Raw genomic sequence first — 19,574 nt, forward strand, 5'->3', positions numbered from 1 at the left:
TAACAATATCGATCTAAAGATATCTGCTACTTATATTTTAATTGCAAATCAACCATTCGGGTTTGATTTTTCCCTATACAAAATTTATTAGTTTAACTCCAATTATTTGAAAGCCGAACATCAAAAGATCATTTTACTTTAGAAAGATAATTTAAATTTTCCTATTTTTAGCGCATGAAAAAAACTTTACTACTACTAACGATTCTACTTTCAATTAGTTGTTTTGCACAATTTAGTAAAACGCACTACATACCACCTATTACGGCTCAATCTAATGTGGTTGAAGATCATTACATTTATATTTCTACTCCAAATTCGAAAGACGTTCCTTTTAAAATAATTGAAAATGGCGGTAATGTAATTACGGGTGTAGTGAATAATATAACTCCATTTCGCTATTTTATAGGAACGGGCGATTTTACGCAATTATTTACTCCTAAAAATACAATTGGGATTTTAAAGAACAAAGGCTATGTGATTGAAGCGGAGGATTTGGTGTATGCTAATATTCGCGTAAATGCTGCTAGAACAAATAGTGGAGCCTATAATCATGCCGGTGGATTGGTTTCAAAAGGTAATAGTGCTTTGGGAAAAACATTCCGTTTAGGAGCGATGTTGAATCCTCTTTTTGACACTACTTTATTGAATTTTGCGTCTATTTTAGCTACCGAAAATGGTACAAAAGTTACGATTTCAAATCTGCCCATTGGAACTGTTTTGACCGATGGAACTGTAATCAGCGGTCCAATAACATTGACACTGAACAAAAATGAAAGTTATGTACTTGCATTAGAAAATACTAACTCAGGCGCAACACCGTCAAATAGTGCCAAAATGATTGGTGCACTAGTTGAATCTGACAAAGCCGTGGTGATCAACGCGGGTTCATTTTGTGGAAGCAATAGTTCAACTCCAACAGGACGAGATGTAGGATTTGATCAAATTGTACCTATTGAACGTACAGGAACTGAATATATTTTTGCCAAAGGACTAGGAACCGACGAATTGGAACGTGTTTTACTAGTAGCGCATACGGACCAGACCAAAGTATATCTAAACGGAAATACTTCTCCTTTTACTACCTTAAACAAAGGAGAATATGTTGCAATTGACGGTGCAAATTTTACCAATGGTAGTTTATATGTCACCTCTTCTGAAAAAGTATTTGCTTATCAAAGTATTGGTGGTACTGCTTCACCAGCAAATCAAAATATGTTTTTTGTTCCGCCTTTGAATTGTTCAACACCAAATGTGGTAGATAACATCCCTAACATTCAAGAAATTGGAAGCACTTTCTATGATGGTGGATTGAATATTATTACCGAAACTGGGGCGACAGTTTTAATTAATAATTCACCTATTAGTGCTAGTCCACAATCAATAATTGGAAATCCTGGGTTTGTGAAATACACTGTTTCTGGACTTAGCGGAAACATAGCCGTTAAATCGACCAAACAAGTATATGTGTCCTATTTTGCTACTAACGGAGCAGCAACGTATGGCGGTTACTATTCTGGTTTTGATATAAAACCAGAAATTGTATCGGATAAAATTGCAGTTGGCACCTCCTCTTGTATTCCCAATGTCGTATTAAAAATTAGTAGCCTATCCGCTTATGATACGTTTCAATGGTACAAAGATGATGTAGCTATTCCGTTGGCTACGACCAATAGCTATACTCCTACAACACCTGGTTATTATCAAGTTAAAGGTAGTATTTCTGGCTGTTTAAGCGATGTCTTTTCGGATAAAATTCCAGTAAGTGATTGTGCCAAAGACAACGATAATGACGGCACAAATAACAACATTGATATTGATTGGGACAATGATGGATTACTCAACACGGTTGAGAGTAGCTCTAATTTTTTTAATCATAGTAATGCTCTTTCGGCTAGTAACTTTAACGCGACAGTCACTGGATCTGGAACCATAACAGGCTATCCCGTTTATGGTTTTGTTTCGGATGTTCCAGCGGGTAAAAACAATCCTACTATTTATAAAATCACATTTACAAAACCAGAAACTATTGATTTTCGCTATATAACTGATGGCAACGCTCAAACCACTCCAAGTAATGATTTTGCTAATGGTGATGGTGATTTTGTGGTTAGTGCGCCTACGAATCAAACCTTAACAATTATGGATCCATTCGGTGATCTTCTAATTGATACTAATTATGATGGTATTTACGAAAGTGGTGTAAAAGAATTTACCTCTTTTGAAATTCGTTTTCGATTTAAAAGTACAACAGCAGTTACACAAGGTACTGCACGTTTCACAATTCTAGGCTACAAAGTGGATAGTTTAACCTTCAAGCATTACAACCTTTCGGACTTAGTAGCCAACCGAGCGGCTTTTTATATAGGTCAAACTATAGACCAAGATACGGATCTAGATACTATTCCTGATGCATTAGATATTGATAGCGACAATGACGGAATTCCAGATACTATTGAAGCACAAGGAAAAGGATTTAAATCATTTTCAGGAGTAGACACCAATAAAGACGGTTTGGATAATGCATTTGAACCTGGATTAGTTGCTATTAATTCTGACTCAGATATAAATGGAACAGGTTATCTAGTAAAAGATATACTCGATTTAGATAGTGATAATGATGGTATTTATGACCTTGTTGAAGCTGGACACAATACTACCGACGCCAATAAAGATGGAAAAGTAGACGGAATTGTAGGTATAAATGGTTTGTTAGATAGTTTAGAAACCGCTCCAGATAGTGGGAAATTGAAATACACTATTGCAGATACGGATGCAGATGGCAACTTTAACTATTTTGAATTAGACAGTGATGATGATGGTTGCAAAGACGTAATCGAGGCTGGATTTCTAGATGGAGACGCAGATGGATTATTAGGAAACAGTCCCGTGACAGTAAATGACAAAGGTGTTGTTACATCAGGTACAGGATACACCACTCCAAATGTCAATTATACAATTGGAGCGCCAATTGTTATAACAAAACAACCTTCAAATACTGCAGTTTGCCAGTTAGAAAATGCTTCTTTTACTATTGATGCTGTTGCAATATCTACTTATCAATGGGAACAAACTATAGATGGTACAAATTGGACAACACTTACAAATAACACCAATTACTCTGGTGTAAATACTGCTACGCTTACTGTTAACAATGTTACAAACAGTATGAATAATTATAAATACAGAGTGTTTTTAAACAGAAATGGAAACTCGTGCGGTTTGTATTCTGCTACTGCAAATTTATCTATAAATGCTCTACCAGTAATTACAAATTCAATTACATTGGTACAATGTGATGACGATACAGATGGAAGTTCTACCTTTAACTTAACGCAGAAAAACAATCAAATTTCTACTAATGCTGTAAACGAAGTTTTTACTTATTACACAAATGCAATAGCAGCAACATCTGAAAATAATACCTTCTTAATTGCTAATCCAATTGCTTATACTACAACAAACAAAACAGTTTATGCAAGAGTAGAAAATGCAAATGGTTGTTATAGAGTTTGCACAATGACTTTAGTAGTTTCGGTAACACAAATTCCGAGTTCGTTTCAAATTGATGATTTTGTACAATGTGATGATTACGTTGATGTTGCTAACGATGATAAAGATGGAATTGCAACGTTCAACTTTAGTTCCGCTACAGCAGAAATTGCAAATGTTCTTCCAACTGGAGGAAATTACACTATAAAATACTATAAAAACGAAACTGATTTTCTTGCAGAAACAGATGCAAACGGCAATTCATTAGAAATTCCTGTAGCTACAATTTCAAATTATAGAAATAGTGGTTATCCAAATATTCAAACTATTTGGGCCCGAGTTGATAGCACCGTTGCCAATGATTGTTATGGCTTTACAACTTTTAACTTAGTTGTAGAAGCACTTCCGATTATAAATGTTGTTGGAACAAATAACATTATTAGAGCTTGTGACGACGACCAAGATGGCATATTTAGCTTTAACACTTCCACCCTTGAATCTGATTTATTGCAAGGTCAAAATAATGTTACAGTTACTTATTTTGACAAAAACAATAACCCATTACCAAGTCCATTTCCATCAATATTTACGACGTCATCTCAATCTATAAGAGCTATAGTTACAAATAATTCAACACTGGCTTGTAGTGAAGAAGTTAGCATTGCATTCATTGTTGATGATTTACCAGAAGCCTTCTCTATTCCTGTAAATTTGACTACAGTATGTGATGACGAAGTTGATCCTCTTTCACAAGACGGGCAATATTCATTTGACACTACTACCTTTCAAAATAGTATTTTAGGTGGTCAAACAGGCATGAAGGTAAATTATTTTGATAAAGATGGAAATCCTTTAACAAGTCCGCTTCCAAATCCATTTGTAACGCTTACTCAAAACATAACAGTTGAAGTTGAAAATACAATAAATCCAACTTGTAAAGCAATCTTAACGATTCCGTTTATAGTTAATCCATTGCCTCCAATTCAATTAAACACTAATGGAACAGATAACGAATTAGTATGTTCGAATTTACCAACATTCTTTGTTCAACTAAATGCTGGTTTACCCAATGGAACTAATACTGCTGATTATACCTATACTTGGTACAAAGATTCCAATATCATTACTAACGAAACTGGTCCAACTCTTGACGTAAATACAGAAGGTGACTATAGTGTAGAAGTGGCAACATTATTAGGATGCGAAAGAACAAGAACTATAAAAGTAACCGCTTCAGATATTGCTACGATAGCAAGCGTCGATATAGTAGATCTAGCCGACAATAATACGGTAACGGTTGATGCTAATGGAAAGGGTGATTATGAATACAGTTTAGACTTACCTAACGGTCCTTTTCAAGATTCTAACTTTTTTGATAATGTTCCTTCAGGAATTCATGAAGTGTATATTAATGATAAAAATGGTTGCGGTACCGTAAGCAAAACAATTGCAGTAACCGGAGCTCCTAAGTTTTTCACACCAAATGGAGATAACATTAATGATTACTGGAATATAAAAGGAGTAAATAATGTCTTTAATAGAAATTCAATTATATATATTTTTAATAGATTTGGGAAATTAATAAAACAAATAACGGCATCAAGCCAAGGATGGGACGGAACGTTTACAGGTCAACCCATGCCAGCAGATGACTACTGGTTTACTGTAAAACTTGATGATGGACGAGAAATGAAAGGTCATTTCAGTCTAAAAAGATAATGCTTAAAACGCTTTAAACTACAAGTTATTCACTATTTGAAGTAATAGAACTGTTTATATAAAGACGGTCTATTACTTTAAAAGGTGTTACAAAAAAATTTATCAATGAAGAATTATATCAAATATCTCGCAATGTTTATATTGATTTTAGGATCAATAACGTGTGAGTGTTTCCCTAATTCTGAAATTAGCTCTACTTCCTATTATCAAGACTTTAATCTCACTAAAAGTACTAAAGCAGAAAATCTAAAAGGAACAAAATTTCTTTTTGAAACAATTCATGATGTAAAATCAAGCTTCAAAATTAGCTTTGATATTAATCCCAAGTATCTTAATCCAGCTGATGTTATATATAATACCAAATTTAAATTACACAGCGAATTATTTCAAATATTGAAACCTGTTCTGTATCAAAAACTATATCTGAAAGCATTATTTGAATTCACTAGTTATACACTTTAATTCCAAACATAGTTTGAAATTCATTTTTAAATCTTTTATATGATTTAAGAAAATAAAAAGGTGTTTAATTTAACGAAATAAAAATGCGTAAACTTAAAAATACAAATAGCCTAACTACTTGTAAAAGAATAATTACTGGAATAAAAAAGAGAATAATTGTAATACTTACTGCAATAATGCTATGATTTGCAATGGGATTCCATGAAAATGAAAGCATACTCCATAAAAATTCAAAACAAACCGAGTGGCAAAATAAAAAGGAATAATAATTTCAAAGATAATTTAAGTTTCTTCTCAGTGCTGATCTTCATAAAAGTAGATTCTCTTATACCCCTGATGGGAACGGCATCCTTTTATAACACCCCCTTTTTGGGGTGGTATAAAAGATATAGTGTACAGCAGGATTAGGTTCAAAAAAAAAACCATCAACTTACGCTGATGGTTTTAATTAAAACTCAAATGAATTAGATTTTAAATCTTTTTCTATCTGTTTCTGTCAAATATATTTTTCTTAAACGAATAGATTTTGGTGTAACCTCAACATATTCATCTTTTTGAATGTATTCTAAAGCTTCCTCTAATGAGAAAATAATTGGAGGAATAATTCTTGCTTTTTCATCATTTCCAGATGAACGAACGTTAGATTGTTTTTTCTCTTTTGTTACGTTTACACACATATCATCTCCACGAGAGTTTTCTCCAATAACCTGACCTTCGTAAATTTCAGCATTAGGTTCAACGAAAAACTTACCACGATCTTGTAATTTATCGATAGAATAAGGAATAGCTTTACCTTTTTCCATAGAAATTAATGAACCTTTGTTACGTCCAGCAATTTCACCTTTGTAAGGCTCATATCCAATAAAACGGTGTGCCATAATAGCTTCACCTGCAGTAGCAGTAAGCAATTGATTACGCAATCCAATAATACCACGAGATGGAATATTAAATTTAACAATCATACGCTCCCCTTTAGTTTCCATGCTTAGCATTTCACCTTTACGCATAGTTACGAACTCAACCGCTCTACCTGAAAGATTTTCTGGTAAATCAATAGTCAATTCCTCAATTGGCTCACATTTTTTACCATCAATTTCTTTGATAATAACTTGTGGTTGACCAATTTGTAATTCATACCCTTCTCTTCTCATTGTTTCAATAAGAACAGATAAGTGAAGTACTCCACGACCAAAAACCATGAATTTATCAGCAGAATCAGTTTCACCTAACTTCATAGCTAAGTTTTTCTCTAATTCTTTTGTCAAACGCTCTCTAATGTGTCTAGAAGTTACAAATTTACCCTCTTTACCAAAGAAAGGAGAGTCATTAATTGTAAACAACATACTCATTGTTGGCTCATCGATATCAATCGTTTTTAAACCTTCTGGGTTTTCAAAATCAGCAATAGTATCACCAATTTCAAAACCTTCAACACCAATAATGGCGCAAATATCTCCAGCAATAACTTGTTCCACTTTTTTACGACCAAGTCCTTCAAAAGTATGAAGTTCTTTGATACGAGATTTAGATACAGTACCATCTCTTTTAACTAATGAGATTGGCATACCTTCTTTCAATACTCCTCTTTCAAGACGACCAATAGCGATACGACCTGTAAAAGCTGAGAAATCTAAAGATGTAATCAACATTTGTGGCGTTCCTTCAGAAACTTTAGGAGCAGGCACATTTGCAACAACCATGTCTAACAATGCTTCAACATTATCAGTTACATTTTCCCAGTGGTCAGACATCCAGTTGTTTTTTGCAGAACCATAAACTGTTGGGAAATCCAACTGCCATTCTTCAGCACCTAACTCAAACATTAAGTCAAAAACTTTTTCATGAACTTCTTCAGGAGTACAGTTTTCCTTGTCAACTTTATTGATAACTACACAAGGTTTTAGACCTAAGTCAATCGCTTTTTGTAATACAAAACGCGTTTGAGGCATTGGACCTTCAAAAGCATCAACTAGCAAACATACACCATCGGCCATGTTCAATACACGTTCAACTTCACCACCAAAATCGGCGTGACCAGGAGTATCAATAATATTGATTTTGGTTCCTTTATATTGAACTGAAACGTTTTTAGAAGTAATCGTAATACCTCTTTCACGCTCTAAGTCGTTATTATCAAGAATTAAATCACCTGTATTTTCGTTGTCACGAAATAGTTGACAGTGATACATAATTTTGTCTACCAATGTAGTTTTACCGTGATCGACGTGGGCAATAATTGCAATGTTTCTAATAGATTCCATCTGTGATTTTTAATGGCTGCAAAGGTACACTTTATTTTGATATAAAAAATATTTATACAATAGTTTACATATCCTTAACGGATTAGCAACTTAAAAAATAAGTTTTTTCGTCATGCCCATTTTAAAAGTTTTATTTAATTATATTTGAGTAATGAAAAGCAAAACTAATAAAGTAATCATCCTTTACTCACTTGCAACACTGTTTGTTGTTGTGATCTACCATACAGTCACGCAACATTTTGTTACTGAACAAAGTATATCTATATATAGTTTCACTAAAGACATTATTTTTGTAGTCATCACAACCTTGCTTCTAAAAATTATTTTATCAAAAAACGAAGAAATTAATATTCGAAATTTTAATAAATTAAAAAAAATAAACGAAGCAATAAGAGAATCAAATGACAAATATGATATTGTTGCAAAAGCAACTAGTGACACCATTTGGGATTGGAAATTAGAAGAAGATCATTTTTCTTGGAACAAAGGAATAGAAAGTGTTTTTGGTTATTCACAAGATAACGTAACTGTTGACTCTAATTGGTGGTTTGACAAAATTCATCCCGAAGATAGTATTAAAATGTCAGTACGATTGTATTCCTTTATCGAACAAAAAACAGAAAAATGGCAAGATCAATACCGTTTTAAATGTGCTGACAACACCTATAAATACGTGCTAGACAGAGCTTTTTTATTAAAAGATAAAAACGGAAAGGCCATTAGAATGATTGGCGCAATTCAAGACATTACCAAACAAAAAGAGGAAGAAAATAGATTAAAGTTACTTGAAACCGTTATCATTCAATCTAAAGATTCCATAATTATTACTGAACCTAAATCAGAACAATCAAAAATCCCAAATATAATTTATATAAACCCCGCATTTAGTGCAATGTCTGGTTACACATCACATGAAATAATAGGCAAATCACCTGATTTATTCAAAAGTCTAAATTCTGATGACGATGCTTTAAACCAATTATTTAAAGCTATAAAACAAAAAAAAGAATGTCAAATTGAAACTATATTGTTATCCAAAATAAAAAAGGAATATTGGGTGCGTTTATCAATGGTTCCCATTTTTAATTCTGAAAAAGAATTATCTCACTGGGTTTCAATCTTAAGAGACATTACACTAGAAAAAAAACAAGAAAAAGAAAAAGAGCAACTCATTAGAGAATTGACTCAAAATAATAAAGATTTAAAACAGTTTTCATACATTACTTCTCACAATTTAAGAGCACCGTTATCAAACTTAACTGGTCTTTTACAACTTTTAGAAGAAACTCCAATTCATGATGCTGAATTACAAGAAATATTACACGGATTCAGCCAATCTACACAACTCTTAAACGATACTGTAAGCGATTTAGTAAAAGTTATAACAATAAAAGACAAGCCTTCTATAATCAAGGAAAACGTAAATCTTGAGGAGATATTTCACTATATTTTCCAACAATTGGAAACAATGATAGCCGATCAGAATCCTTTGATTGAATTAAATTTTAATGCCAATACACTTTACACACACAAACCATACTTAGAGAGTATTTTTTTAAACCTAGTGTCCAATGCCTTAAAATATAAATCCGAAAAAAGAAAACTACAACTAAAAATTACTTCACAAAAAGTAAAAAACACTACAGTAATTCTAATTCAAGATAATGGAATTGGAATCGATTTAATTCGCAATAAAGATAAAATTTTCGGATTGTATCAGCGATTCCACCTATATCCAGACAGCAAAGGATTAGGATTGTATTTAGTAAAATCACAAGTAGAAATCATGGGCGGCACCATAGAAATTGAGAGCGAAATTGACAAAGGGACTACATTAAAATTAACTTTTAAGAATTCAAAGTGATGCTAAATCAAGTTTTATGCGTAGATGATGACCCAATAACACTCCTGCTTTGCAAAAAAGTAGTAGAGCGGTTTTCGTTTTGCAATGAAATTATCACATCTACTAATGGAGAAGAAACACTTCATTATTTCAACACACTACTAAACTCCCCTGCATTAAAACCAGATTTAATATTTCTAGACCTAAATATGCCTGTAATGGGAGGTTGGGAGTTTTTAGAGGCATTTAAAAACCCAAAATACAAAGATTTTCATACTACAAAAATTGTAGTCTTATCGTCTACAATAGATCCTAACGATTTAAAAAAAGCTCAAAACTACCCTATGGTTATAGCTTTTTTACCAAAACCAATAAGCAAATCAATGTTAGAGCATTTAAAAGAAATAGTTGTATAAAAAAAGAGTTCCCGATAAATCGAGAACTCTTTTTTAAAATATTTATTTTTAAATATTACAATTTAGCAACAAGTTTAGTCAATTTTGACTTTAAGTTTGAAGCTTTATTGTTGTGTATGATATTCTTTTTAGCCAATTTATCAATCATTGAGATAACATTAGATAATTTTGCAGATGCTTCAGATTTATCAGTAGCTAATCTTAACGCTTTGATAGCATTACGAGTAGTTTTGTGTTGATATCTGTTTAACACTCTTTTCTTTTCGTTACTTCTAATTCTTTTTAGAGCTGATTTATGATTTGCCATTATATTGCTTTTTTATCTTTTACTAATTTGTTTGTAGTCCGTAAGGGAATCGAACCCCTGTTACCAAGACGAAATCTTGGCGTCCTAACCCCTAGACGAACGGACCATATTCTCCTAAGTTTTTTTTCAATATGTGAATTGAATTGTAGCCCGTAGCGGAATCGAACCGCTCTTACATGGATGAAAACCATGCGTCCTAACCGATAGACGAACGGGCCATTTTTCCCTTATTACTTTAGGAAACGCAAAAAAAGTAGTAGCCCGTAGCGGAATCGAACCGCTCTTACATGGATGAAAACCATGCGTCCTAACCGATAGACGAACGGGCCTTGCTTCTCTAATGCGGATGCAAAAATACAACTATTTTCGAAACGAGCAATAGCTTGTACATTTTTTTTTTACTTTTTTTAATAGGCCTTTGCAAACAGCACACGCCCCGCTGATGGAGAACCTGTAAATACGCAATTACCGGCCTCTTCTACTCTATTCAAAGGTATACATCTTATGGTAGCTTTTGTAAGGTCTTTAATTTTTTCCTCAGTTTCTGCTGTACCATCCCAGTGTGCTGAGACAAAACCTCCTTTGTTTTCTAAAACTTCTTTAAACTCCTCAAAACTATTTACCTCGGTAACGTGTGTATCTCTATACTCTAGTGCTTTTGCAAATAAATCATTTTGTATTTGCTCCAGTAATGAAGTAATATAGTTTTCAATACCGTCTTTTGTCACAATTTCTTTTGACAAAGTATCTCTACGGGCTATTTCAAAAGTACCGTTTTCTAGATCTTTAGGTCCAACTGCAATTCGAACAGGAACTCCTTTCAGTTCCCATTCTGCAAACTTAAATCCTGGTTTTTGAGTCGTTCTATCATCAAATTTTACAGAAACGTTCAATTTACGCAAACTTGCAATAAGTACATTTACCTCTGCAGATATTGCTGCTAACTGTTCGTCTGATTTATATATAGGTACAATAACAACTTGTATTGGCGCTAAGCTAGGAGGTAAAACCAAACCTTGATCATCAGAATGTGTCATTACAAGCGCACCCATTAATCGTGTTGATACTCCCCAAGAAGTTCCCCAAACGTATTCTTGCTTACCCTCTGCATTTGCAAATTTCACATCAAAAGCTTTTGCAAAGTTTTGACCTAAAAAGTGAGATGTCCCTGCTTGTAAAGCTTTACCATCTTGCATTAGGGCTTCTATACAATATGTTTCTTCGGCACCAGCAAAACGCTCCGTTTCTGTTTTCAAGCCTTTAATAACCGGTATAGCCATGAATCGTTCTGCAAAATCAGCATACACGTTCATCATTTTTTCAGATTCTTCAACCGCCTCGGCTCTTGTAGCATGAGCAGTATGCCCTTCTTGCCATAAAAACTCAGCCGTACGTAAAAACAAACGTGTTCTCATTTCCCATCGCACCACATTAGCCCACTGATTAATCAATAATGGTAAGTCTCTATATGATTGTACCCATCCTTTATAGGTAGACCAAATAATAGCTTCACTAGTAGGACGCACAATAAGCTCCTCTTCTAGTTTTGCGTTTGGGTCAACCATTAATTTTCCTGGCTTGTCTGGATCATTTTTCAACCTGTAATGCGTAACAATGGCGCACTCTTTAGCAAAACCTTCAGCATTTTTCTCTTCAGCTTCAAACATACTCTTGGGAACAAAAAGCGGAAAATAAGCATTTTGGTGTCCTGTTTCTTTAAACATTTTATCCAATTCAGCTTGCATTTTTTCCCAAATTGCATAACCGTAAGGCTTAATAACCATACAACCTCTCACTCCTGAATTTTCGGCTAGATCGGCCTTGACAACCAATTCATTATACCATTTTGAATAATCTTCTGATCTTGTAGTTATGTTCTTACTCATACTGAATAGTTTGGCACAAATATTGTATTAATAAATTTTGATAAATAGTTCCGCAAAACTAACTATTTTTGTAATGTGCAACAATAAAAACTCCATATATATGAAAACTTATACCTTACCCACCAAGAAACCAATAATGCTTTACTTATTTGGATTCATAAGCATTCTTTTTAGTTCATGTGGCACCTATCAAAATAGCTCTTATTACGATTCTGATGGTATTTATGGCGGAACTACTAACCGTACACCTAGAAACTCCCAACCGGCTGAGACCAATGCAAGTCCTTATGCTAGTTATTTTAATTCCTTACAAAATAACAATGAACCAGTTGAAATCTTAACAGATATTGATAATTACAATATAGATAATGACTCCATTCAAAACTACACTGACTACGCTGGATGGGGAAGCAATCCGCAAAGTGTAAGCATAAATGTTTATGATAACAGTTGGGGTAGAAACAATTGGGGATGGAACACTGGCTTAGGCTGGGGTGGCTACCCGGGTTGGGGCTGGAATAACATGGGTTGGAACACAGGTTTTGGATGGGGTGGTTATCCTAGTTGGGGATGGAATACTGGCATCGGTTGGGGTGGCTATCCAGGTTGGGGTTGGAATACCGGCTATGGATGGGGCGGAAACATCGGTTATGGTTGGAACAATTGGTATGGAAACAATTGGGGATATGTACAACATTATAACCCTAGAAATTACAGTTACAATTCAAGCAGAAGAGGATCTAGTTATACTAATACCTCAAACTCAAACAGAGGAACGTCAAGCTATACTAGAAGTGGCAATACTGTAAGCTCCAGAAGAACTGATACTAATTACTATAATTCTAACAGCACAAATTACGGAAGAGGTTCAGCTAGTAGAATGAGTAGAACTAGTCCTGTTTTTTCTAGAAATCAAACACAAGAAAGTGCAACCTACAATTCAAACCGAAGAGGATCTGGTTCAACTCGTACAGAAAGTAGTACTCCATCTCGTACTTATACCCCATCAAGAAGCGAATCTAACTCAAGATCATACACTCCAAGCTCTAATTCTGGTTCTTCTAGAAGCAGTGGAAGCTACGGCGGTGGTGGTGGCGGAAGATCATCTGGCGGTGGTGGAAGAGGCGGAAGAGGATAATTATCACTAATTTTGAACTACAAACATTATTTAAAATCGTATGAAAAAATATATTTGGCTATTGGCTATTGGACTCACTGTAAATGCATTGCAAGCACAAGAAGTATCTGATGCAGTGCGCTATTCACAGGACAATTTAAACGGAACTGCAAGATTTAGAGCTATGAGTGGTGCATTTGGGGCATTGGGTGGTGACTTATCTTCAATAAATGTAAATCCGGCAGGTTCTGCTATATTTGCTAACAATCAAATGGGTCTTACCTTAACAAACTTTAGCAACAAAAACAATTCAAATTATTTTGGAAGTACAAACAGCACCAAAAATAATTCCATCGATTTAAATCAAGCTGGAGCAGTATTTGTTTTTGAAAATAACGCTACTTCAAATTGGTCTAAAATTGCTATTGCTGTAAATTATGAAAACGCAAACAATTTTAATAATGACTTGTTTTCCTCTGGTACCAACACTAACAATACTGTAGCTGATTATTTTTTGTTTTATGCCAATAGAGGAAACAATGGAGCTCCTGTACCACAGCAATTTGTAAATAGAGAACCAGGTGAATCTATCAGTGATTTATATTCTTTTCTAGGTAACAACCTTCCTAACAACCAGTTTCCTGGATTAAGTGGATATGATGCACAACAAGCTTTCTTAGGGTATCAAGCTTTTATTATTGATGCCATTGATGAAAATAATGCAAATTCACCTTACTCATCTAATGTTCCTGCTACAAATTATTTTCAACAAAACGCAGTTTTCAATACAGGATATAACGGTAAATTATCTTTTAATATTGCAACTTCATATAAAGATAAGTTTTATTTTGGTTTAAACTTGAATTCTCATTTTACAGATTACGTTAGATCGTCTCGCTTTTCAGAAAGAAACGATGCAGCAACTACAAATAATTTTAGAGTGAATCAAATTCAATTTAACAACGATTTGAACACCTATGGAACTGGATTTTCATTTCAGTTGGGTGCTATCGCAAAGCTTACTAACGAATTGCGTTTGGGTTTAGCACACGAATCTTCTACTTGGTATAGATTAACTGATGAGTTATCACAAAGTGTAGTAGCCATTAGCAGAAACAGTACCGAAACTTTACCAGCTGATGTTGTAAGTCCAGATGTAATTAATGTTTATGAGCCATACAAATTGCAAACACCGAGCAAAACTACCCTTAGCTTAGCTTATGTATTTGGTAAAAAAGGCTTAATCAGCGTTGATTATGCAATGAAAAATTATGGATCAACTGCATTTAAACCCAAAAATGACGCCTATTTTATGGGTCTTAACAATACAATCAGTAACACACTAGATAACACAGGTGAAATTCGTGTAGGTGGTGAATACAAAATTAAAGCCTTGAGCCTAAGAGCTGGATACAGATTCGAACAAAGCCCATACAAGAACACGGAAATCATGGGTGATTTAACTGGCTATTCTGCTGGTTTAGGTTATAATTTTGGATCTACAAAACTAGATTTGGCTTATGCCAATGCTACTAGAAATACCCAACAAGGTTTTTTTAACCAAGGATTTACAGATGGTGCAAGAATAGCTAATAACAATAACAATGTGTCGTTAACATTATTATTTGAATTGTAAATCAAATAATTAAACATATAAATCCGTCTCGTTATACCAACAAGACGGATTTTTTTTAACCCTGATGATCCCGAAGCGTCGGGAGAAATCCTCCCGTTTTTTTTTCGGGAGATTACTTCACCTAGCACCAATTTTCATAAGAGTTCTGCGAACTTTATTTGTGCGAAGAGCAGGAAATAGCTCCTAATAATCTGAAAAGGCTTCGAAAAAAGTTCAGTTTGAATAAAAAATTGTAATTTTGCAAAATTCCCAAATTATCGGGATGCTACCACTATGAGAACGAAGTCTTTAAAAAAGAATAAAATAAATGTTATCACCCTTGGGTGTTCAAAAAATGTATATGATAGTGAGGTCCTTATGGGTCAGCTTCGCGCAAATGGAAAAGAGGTAACTCATGAGGCGCCTGAGGCTGAGGAAGGAAATATTATTGTCATTAATACGTGTGGTTTTATTGATAATGCCAAAGCAGAATCAGTAAACATGATTCTGGAATACGCTGATAAAAAAGAGAGAGGACTAGTAGATAAAGTATTTGTAACTGGATGCTTATCTGAACGTTACAGACCTGATTTAGAAAAAGAAATCCCTAATGTGGATCAGTTTTTCGGAACTACTGAACTACCTCAGCTATTAAAAGCTCTTGGCGCTGATTATAAGCACGAATTATTGGGTGAGCGATTAACAACAACACCTAAAAACTATGCTTATTTAAAAATTTCTGAAGGATGTGACAGACCTTGTAGTTTTTGTGCAATACCACTTATGCGAGGAAAAAATGTCTCGCAAACTATAGAAAAATTAGTAAAAGAAGCGGAAGGTTTAGCTAAAGATGGCGTTAAGGAACTTATATTGATAGCGCAAGACCTTACCTATTATGGTTTAGACTTGTACAAAAAAAGAGCACTTGGAGAATTACTTGAAGCCTTAGTAAAAGTTGAGGGCATAGAATGGATCCGTTTGCACTATGCATTCCCTACAGGTTTTCCTATGGATGTTCTTGAGATTATGAAACGCGAACCAAAAATTTGTAATTACATAGATATCCCTTTGCAACACATTGCAGATTCTGTTTTAAAATCTATGCGTCGTGGGACTACCCAACAAAAAACTACAAAATTATTAAAAGATTTTAGAGAAGCCGTTCCTGGAATAGCAATTCGTACAACTTTGATTGTAGGATACCCTGGAGAAACGCAAGAAGATTTTAATATTTTGAAAGAGTTTGTTCAAGAAATGAAATTTGACAGAATGGGATGCTTTGCTTACTCACATGAGGAAAACACACACGCCTATTTACTTGAAGATGACGTGCCAGATACCGTAAAACAAGATCGTGCCAACGAAATAATGGAATTACAGTCGCAAATTTCTTGGGATTTAAATCAAGAAAAAATTGGACAAACATACCGTTGTATTATTGACAGAAAAGAGGGTGCACACTTTGTAGGGCGTACAGAATTTGATAGTCCTGATGTTGATAATGAAGTATTAATAGATGCCTCTAAACATTATGTAAAAACAGGGGAGTTTGTCATGATTAAGATTATTGATGCAACAGAATTTGATTTATACGGTGAACCTGTTTAAAAGATTTTTATTATAAATACACTATTATGAAATTTTCAATATTGTTTGTAATGTTTTTTGTACTCTTGCCTAAGATAACACATGCTCAGTTTAACAACAACGGTTATGGCAACAATGGTTACGGTAATAATGGATATGGCAATAACCGCAGGATGAATACTAGCATGGATCAAAACAGAGGTCAAGAAAAGCCTAAAGAAATTCCAGTAGAAGTTACCGTAGGAAAGGTCATGGAACGTTTAAAGCCTGAACTGAGTCTTGATGAGTTACAAGTAATTGCAATATCAAATATCCTAACAGAAAGTATTAGATCTCAAGGGATGCTTATCAAGGCAGAAGTAAGTCATGAGGACAAAGTAAACAATATTAAAGCCCTCTCTGAAACTACAGATAAAAAAATCATGGAGTTACTTAATAAAGAGCAGAAAGAAAAATTTATACTCCTAAACGAGGAAGCAAAGAATCCTAAGAAAAAAGAGAAGAAAAAGTCTAAAGAACAATCTTAAAATAAAACAATTGAGCCAAATTATGAAAAACTTTTTTTACTGCTTTTTTATAGCTGCACTAGCTGTTTCATGTGGTACCAATCCATATAAAAAAAGTGAAAAAATTTACGATTCTAAGCTAAAAACACTAGAAGGAACCATAGCGAATAAAGATCCGCAAACCTTACCTGTGATTGCTCATGTAACCCTTAATATTGACACTCTTTACACAAAACAATTACACACTTACAAAGATACCCTTTTTAAAATGGGACCTACACCATTACAAAATGGCCTAAGTACAGAATGGATAGGTACTGTGAATTTTAACTTAAGAAAACCTAATTTCATCATTATTCATCACACTGCTCAAGATTCTATTCAACAAACTATACGAACCTTTACAAAAACAGAAACTCAAGTTAGTTCACATTATGTTATAGGCGAGGATGGTAAAGTAGTACAAATGCTTAATGATTATTTAAGAGCATGGCATGCCGGTAATGGATCATGGGGTAAAAACACAGATATAAATTCAAGCTCTATCGGAATTGAATTGGATAACAATGGATCAGAAGTTTTTACTGAAGTACAAATTAATAGCTTACTTGCCCTCTTAACCAAATTAAAAAAAGATCATAACATTCCCGTACAAAATATAATAGGTCACGCAGATATAGCTCCTACTAGAAAAAAAGATCCTAGTATTTTTTTCCCTTGGAAAATTTTAGCCGAAAATGGTTTTGGAGTTTGGCCTGACGAATTTTTAGTCACCGCACCTGCTGATTTCAATGCTGAGCAAGGACTGAGAATTATAGGTTATGATACTAAAAATTTAGCAGCAGCTATTACCGCATTTAAATTGCATTTTATGCAAAATCAAGTAAACAGCATTCTAGATGAAGTGACCAAGAATACTATCTATTCCATTTACAAAAAGCAATAAGAAACAAAGTATTGATTCTTGCGTTCAATAAAAAAACTGCCAATACCTTTACGATATTGGCAGAAAAAAAAAAAAAAAAAAATTAAAAGGAATACGTAGTAGCAAGTAGTGCAAATGCTGTCATTCCCTTTGGTGCTGCATCACTATTTGTAAAAATATCTTCGGAAGCTTTATCAAAACGAATTTCTGGAATAACCGTTAAATTACCCGATTTAAAATTTAACGACAATGTATTTCCTAAAACACTAGTGCCAGCAAGAGAACCTAGACCAGGCGTTGCATCCTTAGCATCAAGATATTCGACTCTGTAAGCTAAAGTCAAATTTTCTTTGAGGACAATAGAGGCATACCCCAAAAGAGAAAACCATTTACCATCTAAATTAGAATCAATATCATTATTAGTTATAGCATAAGTTCCATTAAAACCCAAAGAAAAAGTGCCACTTAATTTTTTAGTAGCCACAACATCAAATTGTGTTTTGTTTTCATCAGAAGACGGATTACTACTTCCCGAAGTAGCATTCAAATAAAAACTTCCTGTATCTCCTAAATAACCAAACTGTCCAATAAAGGTTTTTTGAGAAGAACCAGCCTCTAAAGCAGTCTTAAAATCTGTTGGATTTGTGATTCCTGCCATGAAACTTAATTTTCCAGTTGTATATTGCGCTTTTATTCCAGTGTTAAAAAAAGGACCGTATGTAAAGGCATACGACATACTGTAGTTTTTATTATCAACAGCATCTAACAACTCATATCCAATATGTGTTCCAAAACTACCTGCAATTACTTTAAATTTATCTGTGAATTCATAGGTAAAATTTAATTGCTTGATCATAAATGAAGTTGCCTCATCATTGTATGAAAACTGCGAAGCTCTATTCCCAAAACCTAAATCGACAAAAACAGAAGCTTTTCCCATCTTATGACTCGCTTCAATAGAAGCCATTCCAAGTTCAAAGGAGTTATGAGAATTAGTAAAACTAGTAAGACTATTATCAACACCAGAGAAATCATACTTAAAATAAGCGTCGGCTGATCCAGCAAACGTAGTAGCAGGAACTGTAGGTGTCTCTTGAGCAAGAACAGTACTCATTGAAACTAATAGAGCAATTGTTGCAAATTGTTTTTTCATGTTGGGTTGGTTTTAGTTAATATTCGAATGTAACTTATCATTAATAGGCCACACATAAATTAAAATGAAGACGTTTTTTAATAGTAGATATGTTGTTAATTCTACAGTAATAATCTCTTTTACATGGACGAATTTATTAACTTTTATCAAACTCAAAACATAAATTAGAACATTTATCAACTGAAAATGAAAGAATTATGAATATCGAAATATCAAACTGTTTAAATAGTTAATTGGTATTTAAAATAGATTATTTTATTTTTATAATAATTAAAAAACTACCAATAC

General features: G+C 33.8%; 13 protein-coding genes and 3 tRNA genes. 9 read left to right on the forward strand and 7 right to left on the reverse strand.

Features of this window, described 5'->3' with window-relative positions; all coding sequences use genetic code 11:
• The first annotated feature begins 174 nt into the window (after positions 1 to 174).
• Both DNC80_RS07565 and DNC80_RS07570 read left to right on the forward strand, forming a co-directional pair.
• Positions 175 to 5,208 carry a T9SS type B sorting domain-containing protein gene (locus DNC80_RS07565; RefSeq protein WP_182650534.1) on the forward strand — a complete coding sequence of 1,678 codons (5,034 nt, stop codon included), beginning with the start codon at positions 175 to 177 and terminating at the stop codon, positions 5,206 to 5,208.
• Between the two features lie 105 nt (positions 5,209 to 5,313).
• Positions 5,314 to 5,670 carry a hypothetical protein gene (locus tag DNC80_RS07570; RefSeq protein WP_182650536.1) on the forward strand — a complete coding sequence of 119 codons (357 nt, stop codon included), beginning with the start codon at positions 5,314 to 5,316 and terminating at the stop codon, positions 5,668 to 5,670.
• Positions 5,671 to 6,134: 464 nt separating this feature from the next.
• On the opposite strand, the gene typA is transcribed toward DNC80_RS07570, so the two are convergent.
• Positions 6,135 to 7,931: a translational GTPase TypA gene (gene typA, locus DNC80_RS07575; RefSeq protein WP_144892772.1), complete on the reverse strand. Its 1,797-nt coding sequence runs from the start codon at positions 7,929 to 7,931 to the stop codon at positions 6,135 to 6,137.
• Positions 7,932 to 8,082: 151 nt separating this feature from the next.
• On the opposite strand from typA, the gene DNC80_RS07580 reads away from it, so the two are divergent.
• The gene (locus DNC80_RS07580; protein WP_182650538.1) at positions 8,083 to 9,795 is read left to right on the forward strand and encodes a PAS domain-containing protein; all 1,713 of its coding nucleotides are present in this window, start codon (positions 8,083 to 8,085) and stop codon (positions 9,793 to 9,795) included.
• A complete protein-coding gene (locus tag DNC80_RS07585) occupies positions 9,795 to 10,190 on the forward strand; it encodes a response regulator (RefSeq protein ID WP_182650540.1) in 396 nt (131 codons plus the stop codon). The genes DNC80_RS07580 and DNC80_RS07585 overlap by 1 nt, the downstream gene beginning before the upstream one ends.
• A gap of 55 nt (positions 10,191 to 10,245) precedes the next feature.
• Here the strand turns inward: DNC80_RS07585 and rpsT are convergent, their stop codons facing one another.
• The 5 genes from rpsT to proS all read right to left on the reverse strand — a co-directional run bounded on the left by rpsT (position 10,246) and on the right by proS (position 12,383).
• Positions 10,246 to 10,497 carry a 30S ribosomal protein S20 gene (gene rpsT / locus DNC80_RS07590; protein WP_086453799.1) on the reverse strand — a complete coding sequence of 84 codons (252 nt, stop codon included), beginning with the start codon at positions 10,495 to 10,497 and terminating at the stop codon, positions 10,246 to 10,248.
• Positions 10,498 to 10,531: 34 nt separating this feature from the next.
• Positions 10,532 to 10,603, reverse strand: a tRNA-Glu gene (locus tag DNC80_RS07595).
• Positions 10,604 to 10,643: 40 nt separating this feature from the next.
• A tRNA-Glu gene (locus tag DNC80_RS07600) sits at positions 10,644 to 10,715 on the reverse strand.
• Positions 10,716 to 10,754: 39 nt separating this feature from the next.
• A tRNA-Glu gene (locus DNC80_RS07605) sits at positions 10,755 to 10,826 on the reverse strand.
• A 78-nt stretch (positions 10,827 to 10,904) separates the two neighbouring features.
• A complete protein-coding gene (gene proS, locus DNC80_RS07610) occupies positions 10,905 to 12,383 on the reverse strand; it encodes a proline--tRNA ligase (RefSeq protein WP_182650542.1) in 1,479 nt (492 codons plus the stop codon).
• A 100-nt stretch (positions 12,384 to 12,483) separates the two neighbouring features.
• On the opposite strand from proS, the gene DNC80_RS07615 reads away from it, so the two are divergent.
• From DNC80_RS07615 to DNC80_RS07635, 5 genes are all read left to right on the forward strand, one after another.
• Positions 12,484 to 13,521, forward strand: a complete 1,038-nt coding sequence (locus DNC80_RS07615) for a hypothetical protein (RefSeq protein ID WP_182650544.1) — start codon at positions 12,484 to 12,486, stop codon at positions 13,519 to 13,521.
• 40 nt (positions 13,522 to 13,561) lie between these two features.
• On the forward strand, positions 13,562 to 15,136 hold the full coding sequence (locus DNC80_RS07620) for an OmpP1/FadL family transporter (RefSeq protein ID WP_182650546.1): 1,575 nt from the start codon (positions 13,562 to 13,564) through the stop codon (positions 15,134 to 15,136).
• A 273-nt stretch (positions 15,137 to 15,409) separates the two neighbouring features.
• Positions 15,410 to 16,723, forward strand: coding sequence for a 30S ribosomal protein S12 methylthiotransferase RimO (gene rimO, locus DNC80_RS07625; RefSeq protein WP_182650547.1), 1,314 nt, complete (start codon positions 15,410 to 15,412; stop codon positions 16,721 to 16,723).
• Between the two features lie 65 nt (positions 16,724 to 16,788).
• The gene (locus DNC80_RS07630) at positions 16,789 to 17,229 is read left to right on the forward strand and encodes a hypothetical protein (RefSeq protein ID WP_255493194.1); all 441 of its coding nucleotides are present in this window, start codon (positions 16,789 to 16,791) and stop codon (positions 17,227 to 17,229) included.
• 22 nt (positions 17,230 to 17,251) lie between these two features.
• Positions 17,252 to 18,154 carry an N-acetylmuramoyl-L-alanine amidase gene (locus tag DNC80_RS07635; protein WP_182650551.1) on the forward strand — a complete coding sequence of 301 codons (903 nt, stop codon included), beginning with the start codon at positions 17,252 to 17,254 and terminating at the stop codon, positions 18,152 to 18,154.
• 82 nt (positions 18,155 to 18,236) lie between these two features.
• Here the strand turns inward: DNC80_RS07635 and DNC80_RS07640 are convergent, their stop codons facing one another.
• Positions 18,237 to 19,286 (reverse strand): outer membrane beta-barrel protein, encoded by a 1,050-nt coding sequence (locus tag DNC80_RS07640; protein WP_182650553.1) that lies wholly within the window; start codon positions 19,284 to 19,286, stop codon positions 18,237 to 18,239.
• Between the last annotated feature and the right edge of the window lie 288 nt (positions 19,287 to 19,574).

The organism is Flavobacterium sp. SOK18b, assembly GCF_014156605.1.
Taxonomy (GTDB): Bacteria; Bacteroidota; Bacteroidia; order Flavobacteriales; family Flavobacteriaceae; genus Flavobacterium; species Flavobacterium tiangeerense.

What these genes read in the sequence shown, in the direction of transcription:
- DNC80_RS07565 (WP_182650534.1), top strand. Translation starts at nt 175, where the DNA reads ATGAAAAAAACTTTACTACTACTAACGATTCTACTTTCAATTAGTTGT.
- DNC80_RS07570 (WP_182650536.1), top strand. Translation starts at nt 5,314, where the DNA reads ATGAAGAATTATATCAAATATCTCGCAATGTTTATATTGATTTTAGGA.
- typA (WP_144892772.1), bottom strand. Translation starts at nt 7,931, where the DNA reads ATGGAATCTATTAGAAACATTGCAATTATTGCCCACGTCGATCACGGT.
- DNC80_RS07580 (WP_182650538.1), top strand. Translation starts at nt 8,083, where the DNA reads ATGAAAAGCAAAACTAATAAAGTAATCATCCTTTACTCACTTGCAACA.
- DNC80_RS07585 (WP_182650540.1), top strand. Translation starts at nt 9,795, where the DNA reads ATGCTAAATCAAGTTTTATGCGTAGATGATGACCCAATAACACTCCTG.
- rpsT (WP_086453799.1), bottom strand. Translation starts at nt 10,497, where the DNA reads ATGGCAAATCATAAATCAGCTCTAAAAAGAATTAGAAGTAACGAAAAG.
- proS (WP_182650542.1), bottom strand. Translation starts at nt 12,383, where the DNA reads ATGAGTAAGAACATAACTACAAGATCAGAAGATTATTCAAAATGGTAT.
- DNC80_RS07615 (WP_182650544.1), top strand. Translation starts at nt 12,484, where the DNA reads ATGAAAACTTATACCTTACCCACCAAGAAACCAATAATGCTTTACTTA.
- DNC80_RS07620 (WP_182650546.1), top strand. Translation starts at nt 13,562, where the DNA reads ATGAAAAAATATATTTGGCTATTGGCTATTGGACTCACTGTAAATGCA.
- rimO (WP_182650547.1), top strand. Translation starts at nt 15,410, where the DNA reads ATGAGAACGAAGTCTTTAAAAAAGAATAAAATAAATGTTATCACCCTT.
- DNC80_RS07635 (WP_182650551.1), top strand. Translation starts at nt 17,252, where the DNA reads ATGAAAAACTTTTTTTACTGCTTTTTTATAGCTGCACTAGCTGTTTCA.
- DNC80_RS07640 (WP_182650553.1), bottom strand. Translation starts at nt 19,286, where the DNA reads ATGAAAAAACAATTTGCAACAATTGCTCTATTAGTTTCAATGAGTACT.